This is a genomic window from Niallia taxi (assembly GCF_004005475.1).
Taxonomy (GTDB): Bacteria; Bacillota; Bacilli; order Bacillales; family Cytobacillaceae; genus Niallia; species Niallia taxi.
In genome coordinates this window covers 98,091-113,959 of record NZ_RZTZ01000014.1, presented here as the reverse complement: position 1 = coordinate 113,959, position 15,869 = coordinate 98,091, and the positions used below count along the sequence as shown (strand labels likewise).

At 35.5% G+C, this 15,869-nt stretch carries 20 protein-coding genes and 1 pseudogene; 16 read left to right on the top strand and 5 right to left on the bottom strand.

Features of this window, described 5'->3' with window-relative positions; all coding sequences use genetic code 11:
- Window positions 1-5 precede the first annotated feature (5 nt).
- From EM808_RS23435 to EM808_RS23425, 3 genes are all read right to left on the bottom strand, one after another.
- On the bottom strand, window positions 6-644 hold the full coding sequence (locus EM808_RS23435; RefSeq protein ID WP_164849763.1) for a histidine phosphatase family protein: 639 nt from the start codon (window positions 642-644) through the stop codon (window positions 6-8).
- 164 nt (window positions 645-808) lie between these two features.
- Complete coding sequence (locus EM808_RS23430) at window positions 809-976, bottom strand: DUF4021 domain-containing protein (RefSeq protein ID WP_225314780.1); 168 nt, start codon at window positions 974-976, stop codon at window positions 809-811.
- Window positions 977-1,030: 54 nt separating this feature from the next.
- The gene (locus EM808_RS23425; protein ID WP_191965165.1) at window positions 1,031-1,612 is read right to left on the bottom strand and encodes a CBO0543 family protein; all 582 of its coding nucleotides are present in this window, start codon (window positions 1,610-1,612) and stop codon (window positions 1,031-1,033) included.
- 224 nt (window positions 1,613-1,836) lie between these two features.
- Between EM808_RS23425 and EM808_RS29595 the strand changes: the two genes are divergently transcribed.
- The 4 genes and pseudogenes from EM808_RS29595 (at window position 1,837) to EM808_RS23410 (ending at window position 3,812) form a co-directional block, all read left to right on the top strand.
- Window positions 1,837-1,968, top strand: a complete 132-nt coding sequence (locus EM808_RS29595) for a hypothetical protein (protein ID WP_259347222.1) — start codon at window positions 1,837-1,839, stop codon at window positions 1,966-1,968.
- A gap of 95 nt (window positions 1,969-2,063) precedes the next feature.
- Window positions 2,064-2,441 (top strand): annotated as a pseudogene (locus tag EM808_RS23420) (cell wall hydrolase).
- 124 nt (window positions 2,442-2,565) lie between these two features.
- Window positions 2,566-3,042 (top strand): YbaK/EbsC family protein, encoded by a 477-nt coding sequence (locus tag EM808_RS23415; protein ID WP_127741364.1) that lies wholly within the window; start codon window positions 2,566-2,568, stop codon window positions 3,040-3,042.
- Window positions 3,039-3,812 (top strand): nucleotidyltransferase domain-containing protein, encoded by a 774-nt coding sequence (locus EM808_RS23410; protein WP_164849762.1) that lies wholly within the window; start codon window positions 3,039-3,041, stop codon window positions 3,810-3,812. The genes EM808_RS23415 and EM808_RS23410 overlap by 4 nt, the downstream gene beginning before the upstream one ends.
- A gap of 456 nt (window positions 3,813-4,268) precedes the next feature.
- Here the strand turns inward: EM808_RS23410 and lexA are convergent, their stop codons facing one another.
- Window positions 4,269-4,889, bottom strand: a complete 621-nt coding sequence (lexA, locus tag EM808_RS23405; protein WP_127741360.1) for a transcriptional repressor LexA — start codon at window positions 4,887-4,889, stop codon at window positions 4,269-4,271.
- Window positions 4,890-5,045: 156 nt separating this feature from the next.
- Here lexA and yneA point away from each other — a divergent pair, with 156 nt between their 5' ends.
- The 7 genes from yneA to EM808_RS23370 all read left to right on the top strand — a co-directional run bounded on the left by yneA (window position 5,046) and on the right by EM808_RS23370 (window position 10,432).
- Window positions 5,046-5,360: a cell division suppressor protein YneA gene (gene yneA / locus EM808_RS23400; protein WP_164849761.1), complete on the top strand. Its 315-nt coding sequence runs from the start codon at window positions 5,046-5,048 to the stop codon at window positions 5,358-5,360.
- A gap of 80 nt (window positions 5,361-5,440) precedes the next feature.
- Window positions 5,441-6,106, top strand: a complete 666-nt coding sequence (locus EM808_RS23395) for a YneB family resolvase-like protein (protein ID WP_127741356.1) — start codon at window positions 5,441-5,443, stop codon at window positions 6,104-6,106.
- A gap of 109 nt (window positions 6,107-6,215) precedes the next feature.
- Entirely contained in the window at window positions 6,216-6,449 is a 234-nt protein-coding gene (locus tag EM808_RS23390) for a DUF896 domain-containing protein (RefSeq protein WP_127741354.1), read from the top strand.
- 426 nt (window positions 6,450-6,875) lie between these two features.
- A complete protein-coding gene (tkt, locus tag EM808_RS23385) occupies window positions 6,876-8,885 on the top strand; it encodes a transketolase (RefSeq protein ID WP_127741352.1) in 2,010 nt (669 codons plus the stop codon).
- A gap of 177 nt (window positions 8,886-9,062) precedes the next feature.
- Window positions 9,063-9,506 carry a sporulation inhibitor of replication protein SirA gene (gene sirA, locus EM808_RS23380; RefSeq protein WP_127741349.1) on the top strand — a complete coding sequence of 148 codons (444 nt, stop codon included), beginning with the start codon at window positions 9,063-9,065 and terminating at the stop codon, window positions 9,504-9,506.
- Between the two features lie 87 nt (window positions 9,507-9,593).
- A complete protein-coding gene (locus tag EM808_RS23375) occupies window positions 9,594-9,812 on the top strand; it encodes a YneF family protein (RefSeq protein ID WP_127741347.1) in 219 nt (72 codons plus the stop codon).
- Between the two features lie 404 nt (window positions 9,813-10,216).
- Window positions 10,217-10,432, top strand: coding sequence for a hypothetical protein (locus EM808_RS23370; RefSeq protein ID WP_127741345.1), 216 nt, complete (start codon window positions 10,217-10,219; stop codon window positions 10,430-10,432).
- A 217-nt stretch (window positions 10,433-10,649) separates the two neighbouring features.
- On the opposite strand, the gene EM808_RS23365 is transcribed toward EM808_RS23370, so the two are convergent.
- Window positions 10,650-10,823 (bottom strand): aspartyl-phosphate phosphatase Spo0E family protein, encoded by a 174-nt coding sequence (locus EM808_RS23365; RefSeq protein ID WP_127741343.1) that lies wholly within the window; start codon window positions 10,821-10,823, stop codon window positions 10,650-10,652.
- Window positions 10,824-11,065: 242 nt separating this feature from the next.
- Between EM808_RS23365 and EM808_RS23360 the strand changes: the two genes are divergently transcribed.
- The 5 genes from EM808_RS23360 (at window position 11,066) to EM808_RS23340 (ending at window position 15,827) form a co-directional block, all read left to right on the top strand.
- Entirely contained in the window at window positions 11,066-11,773 is a 708-nt protein-coding gene (locus tag EM808_RS23360; RefSeq protein WP_127741341.1) for a cytochrome c biogenesis protein CcdA, read from the top strand.
- Window positions 11,774-11,930: 157 nt separating this feature from the next.
- Window positions 11,931-12,290, top strand: a complete 360-nt coding sequence (locus tag EM808_RS23355; protein WP_127741339.1) for a response regulator — start codon at window positions 11,931-11,933, stop codon at window positions 12,288-12,290.
- 139 nt (window positions 12,291-12,429) lie between these two features.
- Entirely contained in the window at window positions 12,430-12,900 is a 471-nt protein-coding gene (locus EM808_RS23350; protein WP_127741337.1) for a CcdC family protein, read from the top strand.
- Between the two features lie 440 nt (window positions 12,901-13,340).
- A complete protein-coding gene (locus EM808_RS23345) occupies window positions 13,341-13,898 on the top strand; it encodes an isochorismatase family protein (protein WP_127741335.1) in 558 nt (185 codons plus the stop codon).
- Between the two features lie 483 nt (window positions 13,899-14,381).
- Window positions 14,382-15,827: a DEAD/DEAH box helicase gene (locus EM808_RS23340; protein ID WP_127741333.1), complete on the top strand. Its 1,446-nt coding sequence runs from the start codon at window positions 14,382-14,384 to the stop codon at window positions 15,825-15,827.
- Window positions 15,828-15,869 lie beyond the last annotated feature (42 nt).

The following is a 15,869-nucleotide window of genomic DNA, read 5'->3' as shown; positions in this document are numbered from 1 at the left end:
AGTAGTTATTTGGCAGATGAAAGCAATTCCATCCCTTTGTCCCGGAAAGAGGGATCTGCAGCCATTTCAACTGTTATTTCACCATTTTCATAGGAAATAACGGAAACACAGCAATTATCATGATGTGGAAAAGTTTCCATTTTTGCAAGGGACATGATCAAGTAACCGATTGTGACACCATGCGAAAAAATCAGTATGTTTCCGCCGTTCTCTTTATGTGTAGCGATTATTTCATCTACAGCTGCCTTTGTTCTTGTTAATAAATCGGTGAAAGACTCTCCTTTTGGAACTTTAAAATTAATATCAGACATGGAAAAGATTTTTTCTAATATATTTCCATGCTCTGAGATGATTTCTTCTTGTAACAATGATTCCAATATACCAAAATTCATTTCCTTTAATCGAGCATCTGTTTTAATTGGCAGTGCTTTTTCACCTAGTGCGAATTTAGCAGTATCCTGGACCCTTTGACTTTCACTCGCATAAACCGCTTCGAAATCGATGGAAGCAAGACCTGCACCAACTGCTTTTGCTTGCTGTATCCCTCTATCTGTGAGAGGTGAATCACAAAATCCCTGCATTCTTTTTTCAATATTGTATTGAGTTTCTCCATGACGGACAAAGTAAAGTTTTAATTTAGACATGTAATACATATGCTCCTATTCATTTTAATTCTTAGAAAAAACGTCTCCCTCTTACTATTCTTTATAACTTAGTATAAACCCTTCTAAATGCGAAAGAAAAGAGATAGAAAAAAACAAGAGTTCCTATGTCAATGACAAGAACTCCTGTTTCTTTTGTATTACTATTATTTATTCTCTTTTTGGTGCAAGTCATCCTCTTCCTGCGTTTCCAGCATGCCCCATAATCCGTTGATTTCTTGTTCATCCAAATCTACACCTAATGCTGCCTGCTGTGCTGCCAGTTTCTTCGTTAGTTCTTCTTTTTGATTTTGATTTTGATTATTGTTTTCCAAGAGTTATCACCTCCCACTTAAGATGCCACGGAAAAAGTGAATATATGCACTTAACTATGTGGAGTCCTTTAAGCTGTGCATTAGTCCAAGCTTTATTCCTTTAAATATCGCTCTTAATACAATGCCTAGTAGAATGAAGCCAATAAAGGAATAAGAATGCTTCCAATTGTCACCAAGCATAAACATATTCCATTCCACAAATAACGGTTCAAAAATATAAGAAAACAATGCCGCCCAAAGGATTGTACCAATAAGAAAGGTCTTCCACTTATTTGTATATTGATATACGAGCATGGCGGTAATTGGAATCATGACCAGATCGGCAGGAATTAATGGAGGAATCCATGGTAGAAGCTTATCAGGGTAGCTCCACAGCAGCATTTCTGTGCCGATAATGTCCAAAACAATTGAAAAACAGCCGCAAAGTAGCCCATATGAAAAAATTTCGTAAAACCTCTTTATATTAACTAGTCTCCACCAAATGAAATAAGGGATTATGGTTGCACCGACAAGAATCCACCACTGTATGGAAAATAAATCATAATAAAGCCAATGATTGATAGTCAGTTCGACGAGATGCTTTTTCGCTTCCATAATTTCTGAAGATGACGCCATACCTTGAATAAGGAATATCATGTTCACTCACCATTCGTATAGTTTAGTAAGTCAGATGCTCATTATCGTTTATAGTAAATGAAAGCCAGAATTTAGCTTGATAAAGCGCTACAACAGCTACTTTCTTTGAGATTTTATTATTATTGCTCTCTTTCCATAAATTATTAATATCTTGAAGAATTTAGATTAGTCGCATAGAAAAAAATACAATTGGAAAAGATATGCAAAAAAAGAGGAGTGAGAAAATGAAAAAAGAGAAACGAAAGCAAATGATGACTTATTTACAGGGAGCTTTTTTTATTATGTTTATGGGATCAATCATCATTCTTAGCTATGTTATTGGCTTTAAAGACTTTAAGGAGGTTCTTGGATTGTAAGGATACTAAAATCGTCCAAAGAATCGCACTTGGCTGTAATGGGACAAAATATAGGAGGTGTGCCTTGGCGGTGGTAAAAAGCAACATCAGCAAATTTGGATTTGTTGGAGAGACTGCATTGTTCATAAGCAGAAGGAGAAGGGAAACAAGGGATGTCAATGTTAGAAACAACAGAATAAGATCTAATTGCTCTGGTTTCAAAGGTTTGCGCACAATTCCTGAAATGGTCTTCCAACCACATGCATCTGAGGCAACGACAAAGAGGAATTTTTATCAAAGGGCTAGTGCAAACTTGTCAGGAGAGTTAAAGGGTGAAAGAATTTGTCCGGCGAAATTTTAGTCTTTAGTATCTTCGTCAGCCTGGAGATTTTACGCAAAACTGGTATAATCAACCCAATATAGACAGATTTGAACTCCACTGCTTTTATGAGCCAACAGCAATATCTATAATACATAAAATTATAAAGAAATAGGCAAAGGCCGGAGCTGAAGTATGCTGCGCCTTTTTTTATTATATAAGTTTGTTGTTTGAAAAAAAGGGGGAGAGGATGGTATATTTGAATTTATTGATAAATGAAAATATTTTGGAGGCTTAATATGTCATTAGAAAATGTCGTTACACACTTTGCCAAATGGGAAAAGGAAAAAGACATCATGGGATTTGCAACATCAAGTGCGACGGTCCTCGAGGCAGCGGAAACTTTACAGGTGGAACCTGCAAGAATCGCAAAAACATTGTCATTCCGCAAGGGTGAGGAAGGAGTTCTGATTGTCACGGCAGGAGACGCTAAAATAGATAATAAGAAATTTAAAACGATATTTGAAGAAAAGCCGCGCATGCTTTCAGCAGAGGAAGTATATGCGAAAACCGGCCATATGGTTGGCGGGGTTTGCCCATTTGGATTGACGACAGAGATGAACGTTTATCTTGATGAATCATTAAAGCGATTTGTAACTGTTTTCCCTGCATGCGGCAGCAGCAATTCAGCAATAGAGCTTACATGTGAGGAATTATATGAATATGGAAACGGAAAAGCGTGGGTGGATGTCTGCAAAGGATGGCAAGACATATGAACGATGTGATTATATCTAAACTAGAGGAGATTGAACGCAGCCACACTGTTAAAATTCTATATGCAATAGAAGCCGGCAGCCGTTCACAAGGTGTATCGACTCCTAATAGTGATTATGATGTCCGATTCATCTATATGCATGAAAAGGATTGGTATTTGTCACTCGATCAGAAGAAAGACACAATAGAATTGCAGGAAGACAAGCTTGATATTAGCGGCTGGGAGCTTGCCAAGGCTTTAAGGCTTTTACGGAAATCAAATATTTCAATATCAGAGTGGCTGCAGTCAAAGATTGTTTATCAGGAAGTGCCGGATTTTGCTCAAGAGCTACTGCAATTATATAAATCTTCTTTTAATGCTAAAACTGCGTTTTATCATCATTTGCAGCTCGCGAAAAAAAATTGGCTAGCATATGATCGTAAACAAAAAAATCCCAAAATTTATTATTACACCTTGAAATCCATTCTTGCGTGCAACTGGATTCACCAGTGGAACCAAATGCCGCCAAATGATATCCAACTGCTGCTAGAAGATGCTGATATTCCTGCAGAACTACTTATAGAAGTAAACCTTTTGATAAAGGAAAAAATGAGCAGGAAGAATCAAGAGCTTGAATTAAATAATCTCAGAAAATATATAGATGCTGAATTAGTGCAGCTTCAGAGTATTGGTCAGGGCATGTCTATTAGTATATCTAATGAGAGAGAAATCACGCTTGCATTAGATAGCTTCTTTAGAAAAATGCTCAATCTCTATGATTTCAAACAGTAATACAATGAAATAGGCGACAATCCATTTACATTTTTGAAGTAAAGGACTGTCGCCTATAATATTTTATTTTTTCCCCTGTACACGAAGGTACACCATTTTTGTTTTTTATTGGCAAACCTAATATCTTTAGAATGGATTCATCTTTTTTATTATTTGTACGTGGGAAATGGTCGAGAGGATCTGTTAACTTACTGCAAATATGCAGGAAGGACAGATAGCAACAGAAGGATATCAGATAGTATCATCTTTTTAATCTTAGGGTTTTCACAGTATAAATATTCGCTGTTCAGATGCTGCAGCTCGTTAATGAACATCCTGTACTCTAAATCATGCATTGCATCACCTTTTATTATTTTGTTAGTATAAATTTACCCTGAATTTATCAAGCTAAACGCTATTAAGAGCAAGACTTAATCAGAAAAAAAAAACTGTCGATTGTAGAATCGACAGTTTTTTTTATTGTATATGACGGTAAACACCAATAACTTTTCCTAGTATGCTTACATGGCGCAGGATAATTGGCTCCATTGTGGAATTTTCAGGCTGTAAACGAATGGAATCTCTTTCTTTGAAGAACCGCTTGACTGTCGCTTCATCATCTTCTGTCATTGCAACAACGATATCGCCATTGTTAGCGGAATTTTGTTGTCTTACGATAACGTAGTCACCATCAAGGATCCCGGCTTCAATCATACTTTCTCCCATTATTTCAAGCATGAATACTTGTTCATCACTTGGAGCAAGCCTTTCAGGTAGCGGAAAATACTCTTCCACATTTTCAATGGCAGTAATCGGCAAACCTGCAGTAACTTTACCGACAACAGGAACATTAATAATGTTGTATTTTGGTATACTGTTTTCTTCCAAATCTAGTATTTCAATCGCCCGTGGTTTTGTTGGGTCTCTTCTAATTAAGCCTTTGCTTTCAAGCCTGGCCAAGTGCCCATGAACAGTGGAGCTGGACGCAAGTCCAACAGCTTCCGCTATTTCTCTTACAGATGGCGGATAGCCTTTGAGGCGGACTTCTTCTTTTATGTATTCCAATATATCTAGTTGTCTTTTAGATAGCTTTTGCATTGTATGCACCTCGACTATATTTTCTTAAAGCTAGTATACCATGGAATAATTAGTGATACAAACATAAGTTCTGATTTTTTTGTTGACACGAAACATCTGTTCGTATTAAAATGCGAATATAAGCGAACGTATATTCTAAATAAAGGGTGGTTCACAATGGTCGAAAAAATTTGGAGAAAACATTCATATTCTATCATTCTAATAATATTAAGCTTCATGACATGCTTTGTGATTGCTTTAAAATCAGGTCATGAGGATACACAAAAATACATAAAAGTCACTGTTAGCCAAGGAGATTCTTTATGGAAAATTTCCAATCAATACGAAAATTTATACAACATGCCAAAAGAAGAATTCATGAGTTGGGTCGAAAAGCATAATGATATTTCCCGCAATCAAATTCAAACAGGACAGGAGCTCGTAATACCTGTGCTGATGGAAAGACAGAACACAATGCTTGCGGCAGACTAAAAGCGGTTAAGAAATTTTTATGTTAATATTTATGACAGAGACAAGCCTCTTGTCAGATAATAGTATATGGTGGTTATGAAATGGACGTAGTAATATATTGCAGGGTATCAACAGATAAAGAGGAGCAGGCAACCTCACTTGTAAGACAAGAAGAAGAACTCCTGCAATTGGCAAAAGACAAAGGTTTTCGGGTATGTCATATCATTAAAGAGCAAGCGAGCGGTTTTGACTTGGAGAGAGATGGACTTTTAGAGCTTCTTGAAGTGATAAAAGAAAAACATATTTCAGCTGTATTAATACAGGATGAAACCAGGCTTGGCAGAGGGAATGCGAAAATAGCAATACTTCATTGTATTCTTAGAGAAAATGTAAAGCTTTATAGCATATCCCATTCTGGTGAGCTTCTCTTGTCAGATGCTGACTCAATGGTATTGCAAATCGTTAGTCTAGTTGAAGAATATCAAAGGAAAATACATAATATTAAGATAAAAAGAGGGATGAACAGAGCAATTGAAAAAGGCTATAATCCTGCAGAAAACTTAAAGAACCAAGGCGTCCACTCTGGTAGAAGTCGATTGGAGGTTCCTGTTGAAGAAGTAGTGAAGCTAAAACAAAATGGTTTAACTTTTTCAGAGATAGCATCAACACTTCGTGGGTTAGGTTATGAGTTTTCTAAAGCGACTGTCCATCGCAGATATAAGGAATACATGGAGGAAAATGAAGTTGCTTCCATGGAAGACGAATAAAATGTAAAGCATGAGCGTTTATGTTATAATAGTTACTTCATGATAAGATAGATTCTGTCCCATATAAACACGGTAGTATTAAAAAAATGGGTGGAAAAGGAGAATAACAATGATAACAAATGAACAGCTTAATCGTATAAATGAATTAGCAAAGAAGAAAAAAGAACAAGGTTTAACGGAAACGGAAGCAAAAGAACAAACAAAATTACGTGCAGAATATTTAAAGTCATTCCGGTCTTCCATGCTAAACACACTTGAAAATGTTAAGATATATGATCCTAATGGAGACGATGTAACTCCTCAAAAAATTAAGGACATTCAAGAAAAGAAAAAGCTTCATTAAAAAATCATGGCAAATGAATTGCCATGATTTTTTTATATAGAAATTTGCTGTAAGAAATTTAGTATGAATACATTTGCAGGTTTGACATAAAGACTGGATTTAGATACTGCTATGAATGAATTTGAACTAGTATAAAAGCTAAACTTGATAGTGAGATATAGGCTGATATTTAAGGTGGAAATAACTTGGAAGCAAAAATATTACTTTTATTTATATAAATTTTTAAGCATTTTTAGTGAAATTGGATAAGCTATAATAGGAAAATTGGAAAGAATAGTGCATTAAATAATGATAGCGGTATTTTTTTTTGTTCAAAATGGGTTTATACTATAAAAGTCAGACATCTTATAATCTAATGAGTTGTGTTATAAAGCCGAGACATTTATTATAAGTATGTACGATTTATAAATGAGAGGATGTTAGTGAATGACAGAAACAATTGATAACTTATCTATTAGTTCAATTCGCACATTAGCGATTGATAGTATCGAAAAAGCTAATTCCGGCCATCCAGGAATGCCAATGGGTGCAGCTCCAATGGCATATAAATTATGGACTTCTTTCATGAACCATAATCCAAAAAATCCAACTTGGTTTAACCGCGATCGTTTTGTTCTTTCTGCAGGACACGGTTCTGCATTGCTATACAGCTTGCTGCATTTATCCGGTTATGATTTATCAATCGAAGACTTGAAGCAATTCCGCCAATGGGGAAGTAAAACACCTGGCCATCCTGAGTACAAGCATACAGCTGGTGTTGATGCAACGACTGGACCACTTGGTCAAGGTATCGCTATGGCTGTTGGTATGGCATTGGCTGAAAGACATTTAGCAGCTACTTATAACAGAGATTCTTATCAAGTAGTAGATCACTTTACATACGGCATTTGCGGTGATGGCGATTTAATGGAAGGTGTTTCTGCAGAAGCAGCTTCACTAGCAGCACACTTAAAGCTTGGCAGATTAGTTGTTCTTTATGATTCTAATGATATCTCATTAGACGGAGATTTGGACAAGTCCTTCTCTGAAAGTGTTGAGCAACGCTTTAAGTCATACGGTTGGCAATACTTACGTGTAGAAGATGGAAACGATCTGCAAGCATTGACTTCTGCTTTAGAGGAAGCAAAATCAGACGAAAACCATCCAACACTTATTGAAGTAAAAACAGTTATCGGATACGGTTCACCAAACAAATCCGGTAAATCTGCTTCACATGGTGCTCCACTTGGTGCAGATGAAATCAAACTTACGAAAGAAGCATACAAATGGACTTTCGAAGAAGATTTCTATGTTCCTGAAGAGGTTTATGAGCATTTCAAAGCAACAATTGCTGATAATGGAGCGAAGAAAGAACAAGAATGGACAGATCTTCTTGCACAGTATGAAAACGAATACCCTGAACTTGCTAAGCAATTCAAGCTTGCAATTTCTGACGAGCTGCCAGAAGGCTGGGATAAAGATATTCCTGTTTATGAAGAAGGCAAAAGCCTTGCAAGCCGTGCATCTTCTGGTGAAGTGCTAAACGGTATCGCTAAAAACCTTCCTTCATTCATTGGCGGTTCTGCTGACTTGGCAGGAAGCAACAACACAATGATTAAAGGCGAGAAAGACTTTACTCCTGAAAACTATGAAGGTAGAAACATCTGGTTCGGTGTAAGGGAATTCGCAATGGGTGCTGCAATGAACGGTATTGCACTACATGGCGGTTTAAGAATATTTGGAGGAACTTTCTTCGTATTCTCTGATTACCTGAAACCAGCAATCAGACTTGCTGCAATTATGGGATTGCCTGTAACGTATGTATTTACACATGACAGCATTGCGGTTGGTGAGGATGGTCCTACACATGAGCCTGTTGAACAGCTTGCTGGATTACGTGCAATGCCAAATCTTTCTGTAATCCGTCCAGCAGACGGAAATGAGACAGCTGCAGCTTGGAAGCTTTCTTTAGAATCTACTGACAAACCAACAGCATTAGTTTTGACTCGTCAAAACTTGCCAACTATTAAAGGAACTGACACGAACGCATACGAAGGCGTTTCTAAAGGTGCATATGTAATCTCACCTGCAAGCAAAGAAACTCCTGATGCACTTCTTTTAGCAGCTGGCTCAGAGGTTGGTCTAGCAGTTGAAGCACAAAAAGCATTAGAAACAGAAGGAATCTCTGTATCAGTTGTCAGCATGCCATCATGGGATCGCTTTGAGCAACAGTCAGCTGAATACAAAAACAGCGTCATTCCAAAATCAGTGAAAAAACGTCTTGCACTTGAGATGGGTAGCTCACTTGGATGGCATCGATATGCTGGAGATGAAGGTGAAGTATTAGGAATTGATACTTTCGGCGCTTCTGCACCAGGAAACAAAATTTTGGAAGAGTATGGCTTCACAGTAAGCAATGTAGTTGCACGCTTGAAAGCTGTATTGGATAACAACTAATTTCTGCCATATAAGAGAAGAGCTGACGGCTCTTCTCTTTTTGATTGCTTAACAATATTCCAATAAATGAAGGATTCGACAAAACTAGTCTGTTTTTTTAACAGCTTGAGACACAACTTGTACATTTGCTTCCTTATAATAGAAGAAAAGATGCAAATAGGCGGGTGTGTAAAGAGTATGAGAAAATATTATTTGTATTTAATAAAAGAGGATATTGCTGCAGATTATCATGGGAAAGAAAGAATGTTTTACAAATTATTTTCTGAGCATACTAAAACAGACGATTCCTTGCTTAAAGTGGAGACAGAAAAACAAATAGACTTTATCACACTTCCTATATCAGTTTGGAAAATTCAAAAGCTGCTTTTTAATGATTTGCAGAAAAATAAAAGCTTTAAGCAGCGGGACAACCATACTTATTACATAGAAAATGGAAACTTAAGCAGTGCCCAGTTGAGCTTATCGTCGAAATATATAATAATTGAAGCAGAAGGGTATTATGATGCTGAGTCAATTTTCTTTGAAATATTAAGGAAAAACGAACCGTCCTTTTTGGCGATAGACATCGAAAATGCACGATTTGGATGGCTAAAGCCAATAAAAGAAAGAAATTTGATATGAACATGAGAAATTAACGGACAAATATTGTATAATATTCTTTGGTCTAGTACACTAAGTAATAGACAACATGAAGGAGGAAAAGAAATTATGCTATGGCTTTATATTCTAATTGGTGTTTTGGCATTGATTGCTGGACTAGCTATTGGGTTCTTCATCGCACGTAGATACATGATGACTTACTTGAAGAACAACCCGCCAATTAATGAGCAAATGCTTAAAATGATGATGATGCAAATGGGAATGAAACCATCCCAAAAGAAAATCAATCAAATGATGGCTGCTATGAACAAACAACAAGGCAAATAAAAGCGCTTAAAACCCGATAATTTATTAGGGTTTTAACCACTTGTATTTGATTTGTGTTTGAGATTCATCATTTTCATTAAGATAGATTGTAACTTACTTCAAAGAAAGCTTTGATTTGGTTTAACTATCATTGAAACAATTTAAAAACCACCTCTTCTAATGAGCAAACCATTAGAAGAAGTGGTTTTTTTGCTTTAAAAGATATACTAGGAGAGTATTAACCATTCCTTTTTTTTATCTGATGCAAGCACCCGCCTGAGTAATTCTAGTTCTTCTTTTAGACTAATTAATTGATAAATCGTCCGTACACTAAATCGAATAAATTTAATGATTTGTTCGTTATTAAGAAGGAATTGTTTGTTATATTGCCGAATAGTTATAGTATAGGAGGTGTATTCAACGATATGAAAGAATATATTGTTTATTTTACTTATGGGGATAATGAAAGAAGAAGCTTAATAATTAGACATAATCATTTAAGTAATGCCACTGGTTTTATTTTGAAGAATCAATGGATTCAAGACTCGGTTTCAGGCGAGTACTTTAATTTTGATAAAGTTTTAAGTTTTTCTGTTGAAGAAGCACCGAATGAAAGAGAGAGAATTACAAGCGATTGGTGATCAGAAAAAGTATTGTTTATAAAGTTGTTGAAAACGCTTTATAAATAGAGAAAGACATCCATATGGATGTCTTATTTTTATATATTTTCTTCAATCCGTTTTTTTATAAAAATAGTAAAGTATTTTGTCGTATTATGCGATTGCCGGGGGAATAATCTTACTGAAATATTCCCTAAGTTAATAATAAATCCCCTTTCTATATTAGGAAGGGGATTTATTAATTGGCGGTTTCCTTTTGTTTAGGGGAATCCTCCATTAGTTTATTTATTAGTACGTCAAGTTCTTGACTGCACTTTATCACAATTGGAGAAGCAAAACCATGTAATTTTGCGACTTCTAATAAGGTTTCTCTTTTTTGTTCTATTAGTAAAATCAACTGTTGATTTGACATGGTATATGTCCTTTCTAGCTTTCTGATTCGTCGCACTTAAAGGTTGATTGTTTATATGCCGGCGGATCTAGGCATCAAAAGTAGCATCTATTTTTTAACGGTTTATTAAAAAATATTGATTACTATGCATGTCTATAACTTAATTATAACGACTTTTGGAATTAAATGCAAAAAAAGCAAAGATATCATAATACAGAATGCTTGTCATATAGTATATGGATGGAGTTAGGAGGAGGGATAAGATGAGTGATATAAATTTGTTCATATCATTAGGGGCGGGGTTTTTAAGCTTTCTTTCACCATGCTGTCTGCCGCTATATCCGGCATTTCTCTCCTATATAACAGGAATGTCTGTTGACAGTATAAAAAATAATGCTGTTTTACGTCATAAAAATAGCCTTTTGCATACAATTTTTTTCCTATTAGGATTTTCTACGATATTTTTTGCCTTGGCATTCAGTACCTCGTTAATAGGGACGCTTTTCGGGGAGTATATGGAATTTTTAAGGAAAGCAGGCTCTATTATTATTATCCTTTTTGGTCTTATAATCTTAGAGATTATTCGCCCGAAATTTTTAATGAAGGAACGGAGAATCTCCTTTAGGGAAAGACCTGCAGGTTTTTTCGGTTCTTTTTTAATCGGGATCAGTTTTGCTGCTGGCTGGACACCATGTTCTGGACCAATAATAGGAGCAGTTTTATATTTAGCAAGCACAAATCCAGCATCTAGTATTCTCTATATGTCAGCATATATTTTAGGATTTGCCATCCCATTCTTGTTGCTATCCTTCTTCATTGGCAGCACTCCACTCATTAGACGCTACAGCAGGTCATTTATGAGAATTGGAGGAGTTTTTATGATAATTATGGGAATTATTTTGTATTTTAATGGGCTAAATGTCATAATTCGAGTGCTTTCGCCAATCTTTGGCGGCTTCAGAGGCTTTTAAATTTTTTACTTTCCTGTATAATAATAGGTAAGTAATTGCATCACTGAACTAAACAAAATAGTGATTGAAAAGATCAGGAAGTTTCGTTATATTGTTTAAGGTGCATTTAAATAGGTGATAAAGTATTTTGTCCGTTTTTTGTTGAGGAGGAACAGCTATGGCAAGAATATTAATTGTAGACGATGCAAAATTTATGAGATTAACACTCTTTAACATACTAAGCAAAGCAAACCATGAAGTGGTTGGAGAGGGAGAAAACGGGCTAGAGGCTATTCGTCTTTATAGAGAATTAGACCCGGATCTTGTCACAATGGACATTACTATGCCAGAAATGAGCGGACTCGAAGCAGTGAAGGAAATTAAAAAAGAATTTCCAAATGCTAAAGTCGTCATGTGTTCAGCAATGGGGCAGCAAAAAATGGTAGTCGAAGCAATTGAAGCAGGCGCTAAAGATTTTATTGTAAAACCATTTGATGAAAATAGGGTATTAGAAGCTATTAATAGAGTATTGAGCTAATGTTTAAGAGTTTTGGGTATGATGTAAATCATATCCGTTTTTTATTTCTTTTAAAAATAGATAAACTTTGTTAATATAGAATAGGATAAAATGATCATCAGCAGTTTCAAACTGCTTTAGATAAAAGGAGAGATGAGCAATGGCATCAGTCATTATTTCATCAATTATAGCTGTATTTATGGGGACGTTTTTTATGTTTGTCCGGATGAAGTCAGCCAAAAAACCAGTATCAGCAAAAAAAATCATTTTGCCGCCAGTCATGATGAGCACTGGGGCACTGATGTTTCTATTCCCAGTATTTGCAGTTACGAAAACGGAAATACTAGAATCCTGCATTATTGGAATGTTGTTCTCCATCTTGCTGATTAAAACATCAAGCTTTGAGATAAAAGAGAATGATATTTATTTAAAAAGATCAAAAGCATTTGTTTTTATTTTATTTGGATTACTTGCAGTACGAATCGTTGCCAAAATAATATTAAGCAGCTCCATTGATGTCGGTGCACTAAGCGGTATGTTCTGGATACTTGCCTTTTCCATGATCGTACCATGGAGAATAGCGATGCTGCTTAATTATAAAAAACTAGCTGCACAATTAAAAACAAGCTAAAACCTTATCCTAGGATGGATAAGGTTTTTTTGATGTTTAGAGCATACCTACCTCCTTCTATCTTTTCTGTCGTAATATTTTAATATCTCATCAATAATGAAAAATAGAATGGCTATGGTAAAGGCGAACAATGTGAAAAACCATAAAATGAAAAATGAAAGAAAACCACAAAGCATACAATACAAAGGAAAAAGCAATTCTTCGCTCTTGGATTTTTTTAGGTAACCATAAAATAACCGCTGCTAATTTACAATAAATAGGGAGCTCCCCAATATTATCCTCTTGCTTAATAGCTGCCTCATAAAACAATAAATACAGCTACTATAAAAGTTATAAGGCATGTGCATAGTTTTCTTTTTTATATATTAACAGAATTTGTAAGGTTAAAGATAAATATTGTAAAATAATAGTATATATTCCTTTAAAGGGGGAGAATTATTTTGAACCAAGCATTACTTATTATTGATGCCCAACAAGAATTAATAGACGGATCTATTTTAGAGAAAGGTGTACTGGAAAAAGAATTACTTATCAATAATATTAATACGGTGATAAACAAGGCTATTGATGCCAATGCATTAATTATTTTTATTAGAGACTTGGATACTGCAGGTGGAGAAGGTCCAGGCTTTCAAATACATACAGATATTCATTTACCTGTCGACTTCCTGCTTTTTGATAAAAAAGCTACAAACCCTTTTTATGATACTCCGTTACTGCAATCTTTAAATGAAAACAAGGTGGAGCATATAATAATGATGGGCTGTAAGACAGAGCATTGTGTGGATGCGGCTGTAAGAACAGCAACGGTAAATCACTTTGATGTAACGCTAGTTGGTGACGGACATTCCACATCTGATTCAGCAGTTCTGACGGCTGAGCAAATAATTCTTCATCATAACGAAACATTACATGGTCATTACAACGTCGATAACTTCTCATTAGTAAGATATACACATGAAGATGTGTTTAACCCGACACATAATAATTATCGGTAGAGAATAGCTGATAAATGAGGTGCGAGTATTATAAACAACAAATACTCCAGTTTGCGTTCTCACGCAAAACAACTCTTTGAGACTTCACCGGCAAAAGCTTTCAATGATGACTATGATAAACAAATGTACATAGAGTTTTGGGAAGAGTATGACCAATTATTACAAAAAAGCTACGCTTAATAAATAACCAACATAAGAGGTTGAAACGAACTAATTTAGGATGAAACTGAACTATATTATCGATTAGTTCAGTTTTTTTATTTGGTGCTTTCTGTTTAACTAGATTCTTTGTTTTTTGTTTCAGTGTTTAACCATATATGGTAAAAAACAAAAGAAATTAAATCGTATTATTTTTAAAATGGAAATAGCAGCTTTTTCACCCTTCTTTCAAGTATAATAAAAGGATATGTATATTTGCATAACCTATTTGTTAAAGAGAATCCTATATATATATCGAATAATTTAAAGAATGAGGTTTTTTTTATGGGTAATATAAGCTTTGAGAACTATCAATTAAGTGATGAAATAAAAAGAGCACTTTCTGTACTTAAATATGAGAACCCTACAGAAGTTCAAAACAAAGTAATTCCACTTGCTTTAGAAGACCATGACTTAGTAGTGAAGTCTCAAACAGGCAGTGGGAAAACAGCTTCCTTTGGTATCCCTATTTGTGAAATGGTTAAATGGGAAGAAAAAAAGCCACAAGCTTTAATTCTAACACCAACAAGGGAGCTAGCAGCTCAAGTTCGTGAGGATATTACTAATATTGGAAGATTTAAACGAATAAAAGCAATGGCAGTTTACGGAAAAGAACCGTTTGCCAAACAAAAAGAAGAATTGAAGCAAAAAACACATGTAGTTGTCGGAACACCTGGACGTGTTATGGATCATATTGAAAGAGGAACATTAGTATTAGACGAGATAAAGTATCTTGTTATTGATGAAACAGATGAAATGCTAAATATGGGCTTTATTGATGAAGTGGAAGCAATTATGGAGGAACTCCCTACAAATAGAGTGACAATGGTATTTTCTGCGACATTGCCTAAGGATGTGGAAGGCCTCTGTCATAAATATATGAAAGACCCTGTTAACATCGAAATCGCTTCAAATGAGGTAACAACTAGCACAATAGATCACTATAAAATAGAAGTAAAGCAAGAAGAAAAACTATCCTTACTCAAAGACGTAACTGTTATTGAAAATCCGGATAGCTGTATTATTTTCTGCAACACAAAGGAGCACGTTGATACTGTTTTCTCAGAATTGGAAAGAGCAAATTATTCCTGTGAAAAAATTCATGGCGGCTTAGAGCAAGAAGATCGGTTTGCGGTAATGGATGGCTTCAAAATGGGGAACTTCCGCTATCTTGTCGCAACAGATGTAGCGGCTAGAGGAATTGATGTTGATAATGTAACGCTAGTTGTTAATTACGACATCCCTATGGAAAGAGAGAGCTATGTCCATAGATCAGGCAGAACTGGGCGTGCCGGTAAAAAAGGGAAAGCCATTTCGTTTACAACGCCATATGAGGGGAAATTCCTTAAAGCAATCCAAAATTATATTGGCTTTGAGTTGACTGAAATGGAACCACCAACAAAACAGGCAGTTGCCAGCGGGCAAGCCGCTTTTGATGAAAAAATCAGTGGCCGCCGAGTGGTAAAGAATAATAAAACTGCAAGAATCAATCAAGATATTATTAAACTCCATTTTAATGGCGGGAAAAAGAAGAAAATTCGCCCAGTAGATTTTGTTGGAACTATTGCGAAAATACCTGGCGTTACGGTTGATGACATTGGCATAATTACGATTCACGATAATATGTCTTATGTTGATATTTTAAATGGTAAAGGATCATTAGTCCTCCAAGCAATGGAAAATGCAACGATTAAAGGGAAGAAGATGAAGGTTAGCAAAGCAATTAAATAAAAGGGGTATGTAAGCTAAGCAAAAACAGCTTTCAGAGATAGT

Excerpts from the sequence above, each read along its gene's own strand:
- lexA (WP_127741360.1), bottom strand. The coding sequence starts at position 4,889 with ATGCAAAAGCTATCTAAAAGACAACTAGATATATTGGAATACATAAAA.
- sirA (WP_127741349.1), top strand. The coding sequence starts at position 9,063 with ATGAGAAAATATTATTTGTATTTAATAAAAGAGGATATTGCTGCAGAT.
- EM808_RS23415 (WP_127741364.1), top strand. The coding sequence starts at position 2,566 with ATGTCATTAGAAAATGTCGTTACACACTTTGCCAAATGGGAAAAGGAA.
- EM808_RS23390 (WP_127741354.1), top strand. The coding sequence starts at position 6,216 with ATGATAACAAATGAACAGCTTAATCGTATAAATGAATTAGCAAAGAAG.
- EM808_RS23360 (WP_127741341.1), top strand. The coding sequence starts at position 11,066 with ATGAGTGATATAAATTTGTTCATATCATTAGGGGCGGGGTTTTTAAGC.
- EM808_RS23340 (WP_127741333.1), top strand. The coding sequence starts at position 14,382 with ATGGGTAATATAAGCTTTGAGAACTATCAATTAAGTGATGAAATAAAA.
- EM808_RS29595 (WP_259347222.1), top strand. The coding sequence starts at position 1,837 with ATGAAAAAAGAGAAACGAAAGCAAATGATGACTTATTTACAGGGAGCT.
- EM808_RS23395 (WP_127741356.1), top strand. The coding sequence starts at position 5,441 with ATGGACGTAGTAATATATTGCAGGGTATCAACAGATAAAGAGGAGCAG.
- EM808_RS23425 (WP_191965165.1), bottom strand. The coding sequence starts at position 1,612 with ATGATATTCCTTATTCAAGGTATGGCGTCATCTTCAGAAATTATGGAA.
- EM808_RS23410 (WP_164849762.1), top strand. The coding sequence starts at position 3,039 with ATGAACGATGTGATTATATCTAAACTAGAGGAGATTGAACGCAGCCAC.
- tkt (WP_127741352.1), top strand. The coding sequence starts at position 6,876 with ATGACAGAAACAATTGATAACTTATCTATTAGTTCAATTCGCACATTA.
- EM808_RS23375 (WP_127741347.1), top strand. The coding sequence starts at position 9,594 with ATGCTATGGCTTTATATTCTAATTGGTGTTTTGGCATTGATTGCTGGA.
- EM808_RS23370 (WP_127741345.1), top strand. The coding sequence starts at position 10,217 with ATGAAAGAATATATTGTTTATTTTACTTATGGGGATAATGAAAGAAGA.
- EM808_RS23350 (WP_127741337.1), top strand. The coding sequence starts at position 12,430 with ATGGCATCAGTCATTATTTCATCAATTATAGCTGTATTTATGGGGACG.
- EM808_RS23365 (WP_127741343.1), bottom strand. The coding sequence starts at position 10,823 with ATGTCAAATCAACAGTTGATTTTACTAATAGAACAAAAAAGAGAAACC.
- EM808_RS23435 (WP_164849763.1), bottom strand. The coding sequence starts at position 644 with ATGTCTAAATTAAAACTTTACTTTGTCCGTCATGGAGAAACTCAATAC.
- yneA (WP_164849761.1), top strand. The coding sequence starts at position 5,046 with ATGGTCGAAAAAATTTGGAGAAAACATTCATATTCTATCATTCTAATA.
- EM808_RS23355 (WP_127741339.1), top strand. The coding sequence starts at position 11,931 with ATGGCAAGAATATTAATTGTAGACGATGCAAAATTTATGAGATTAACA.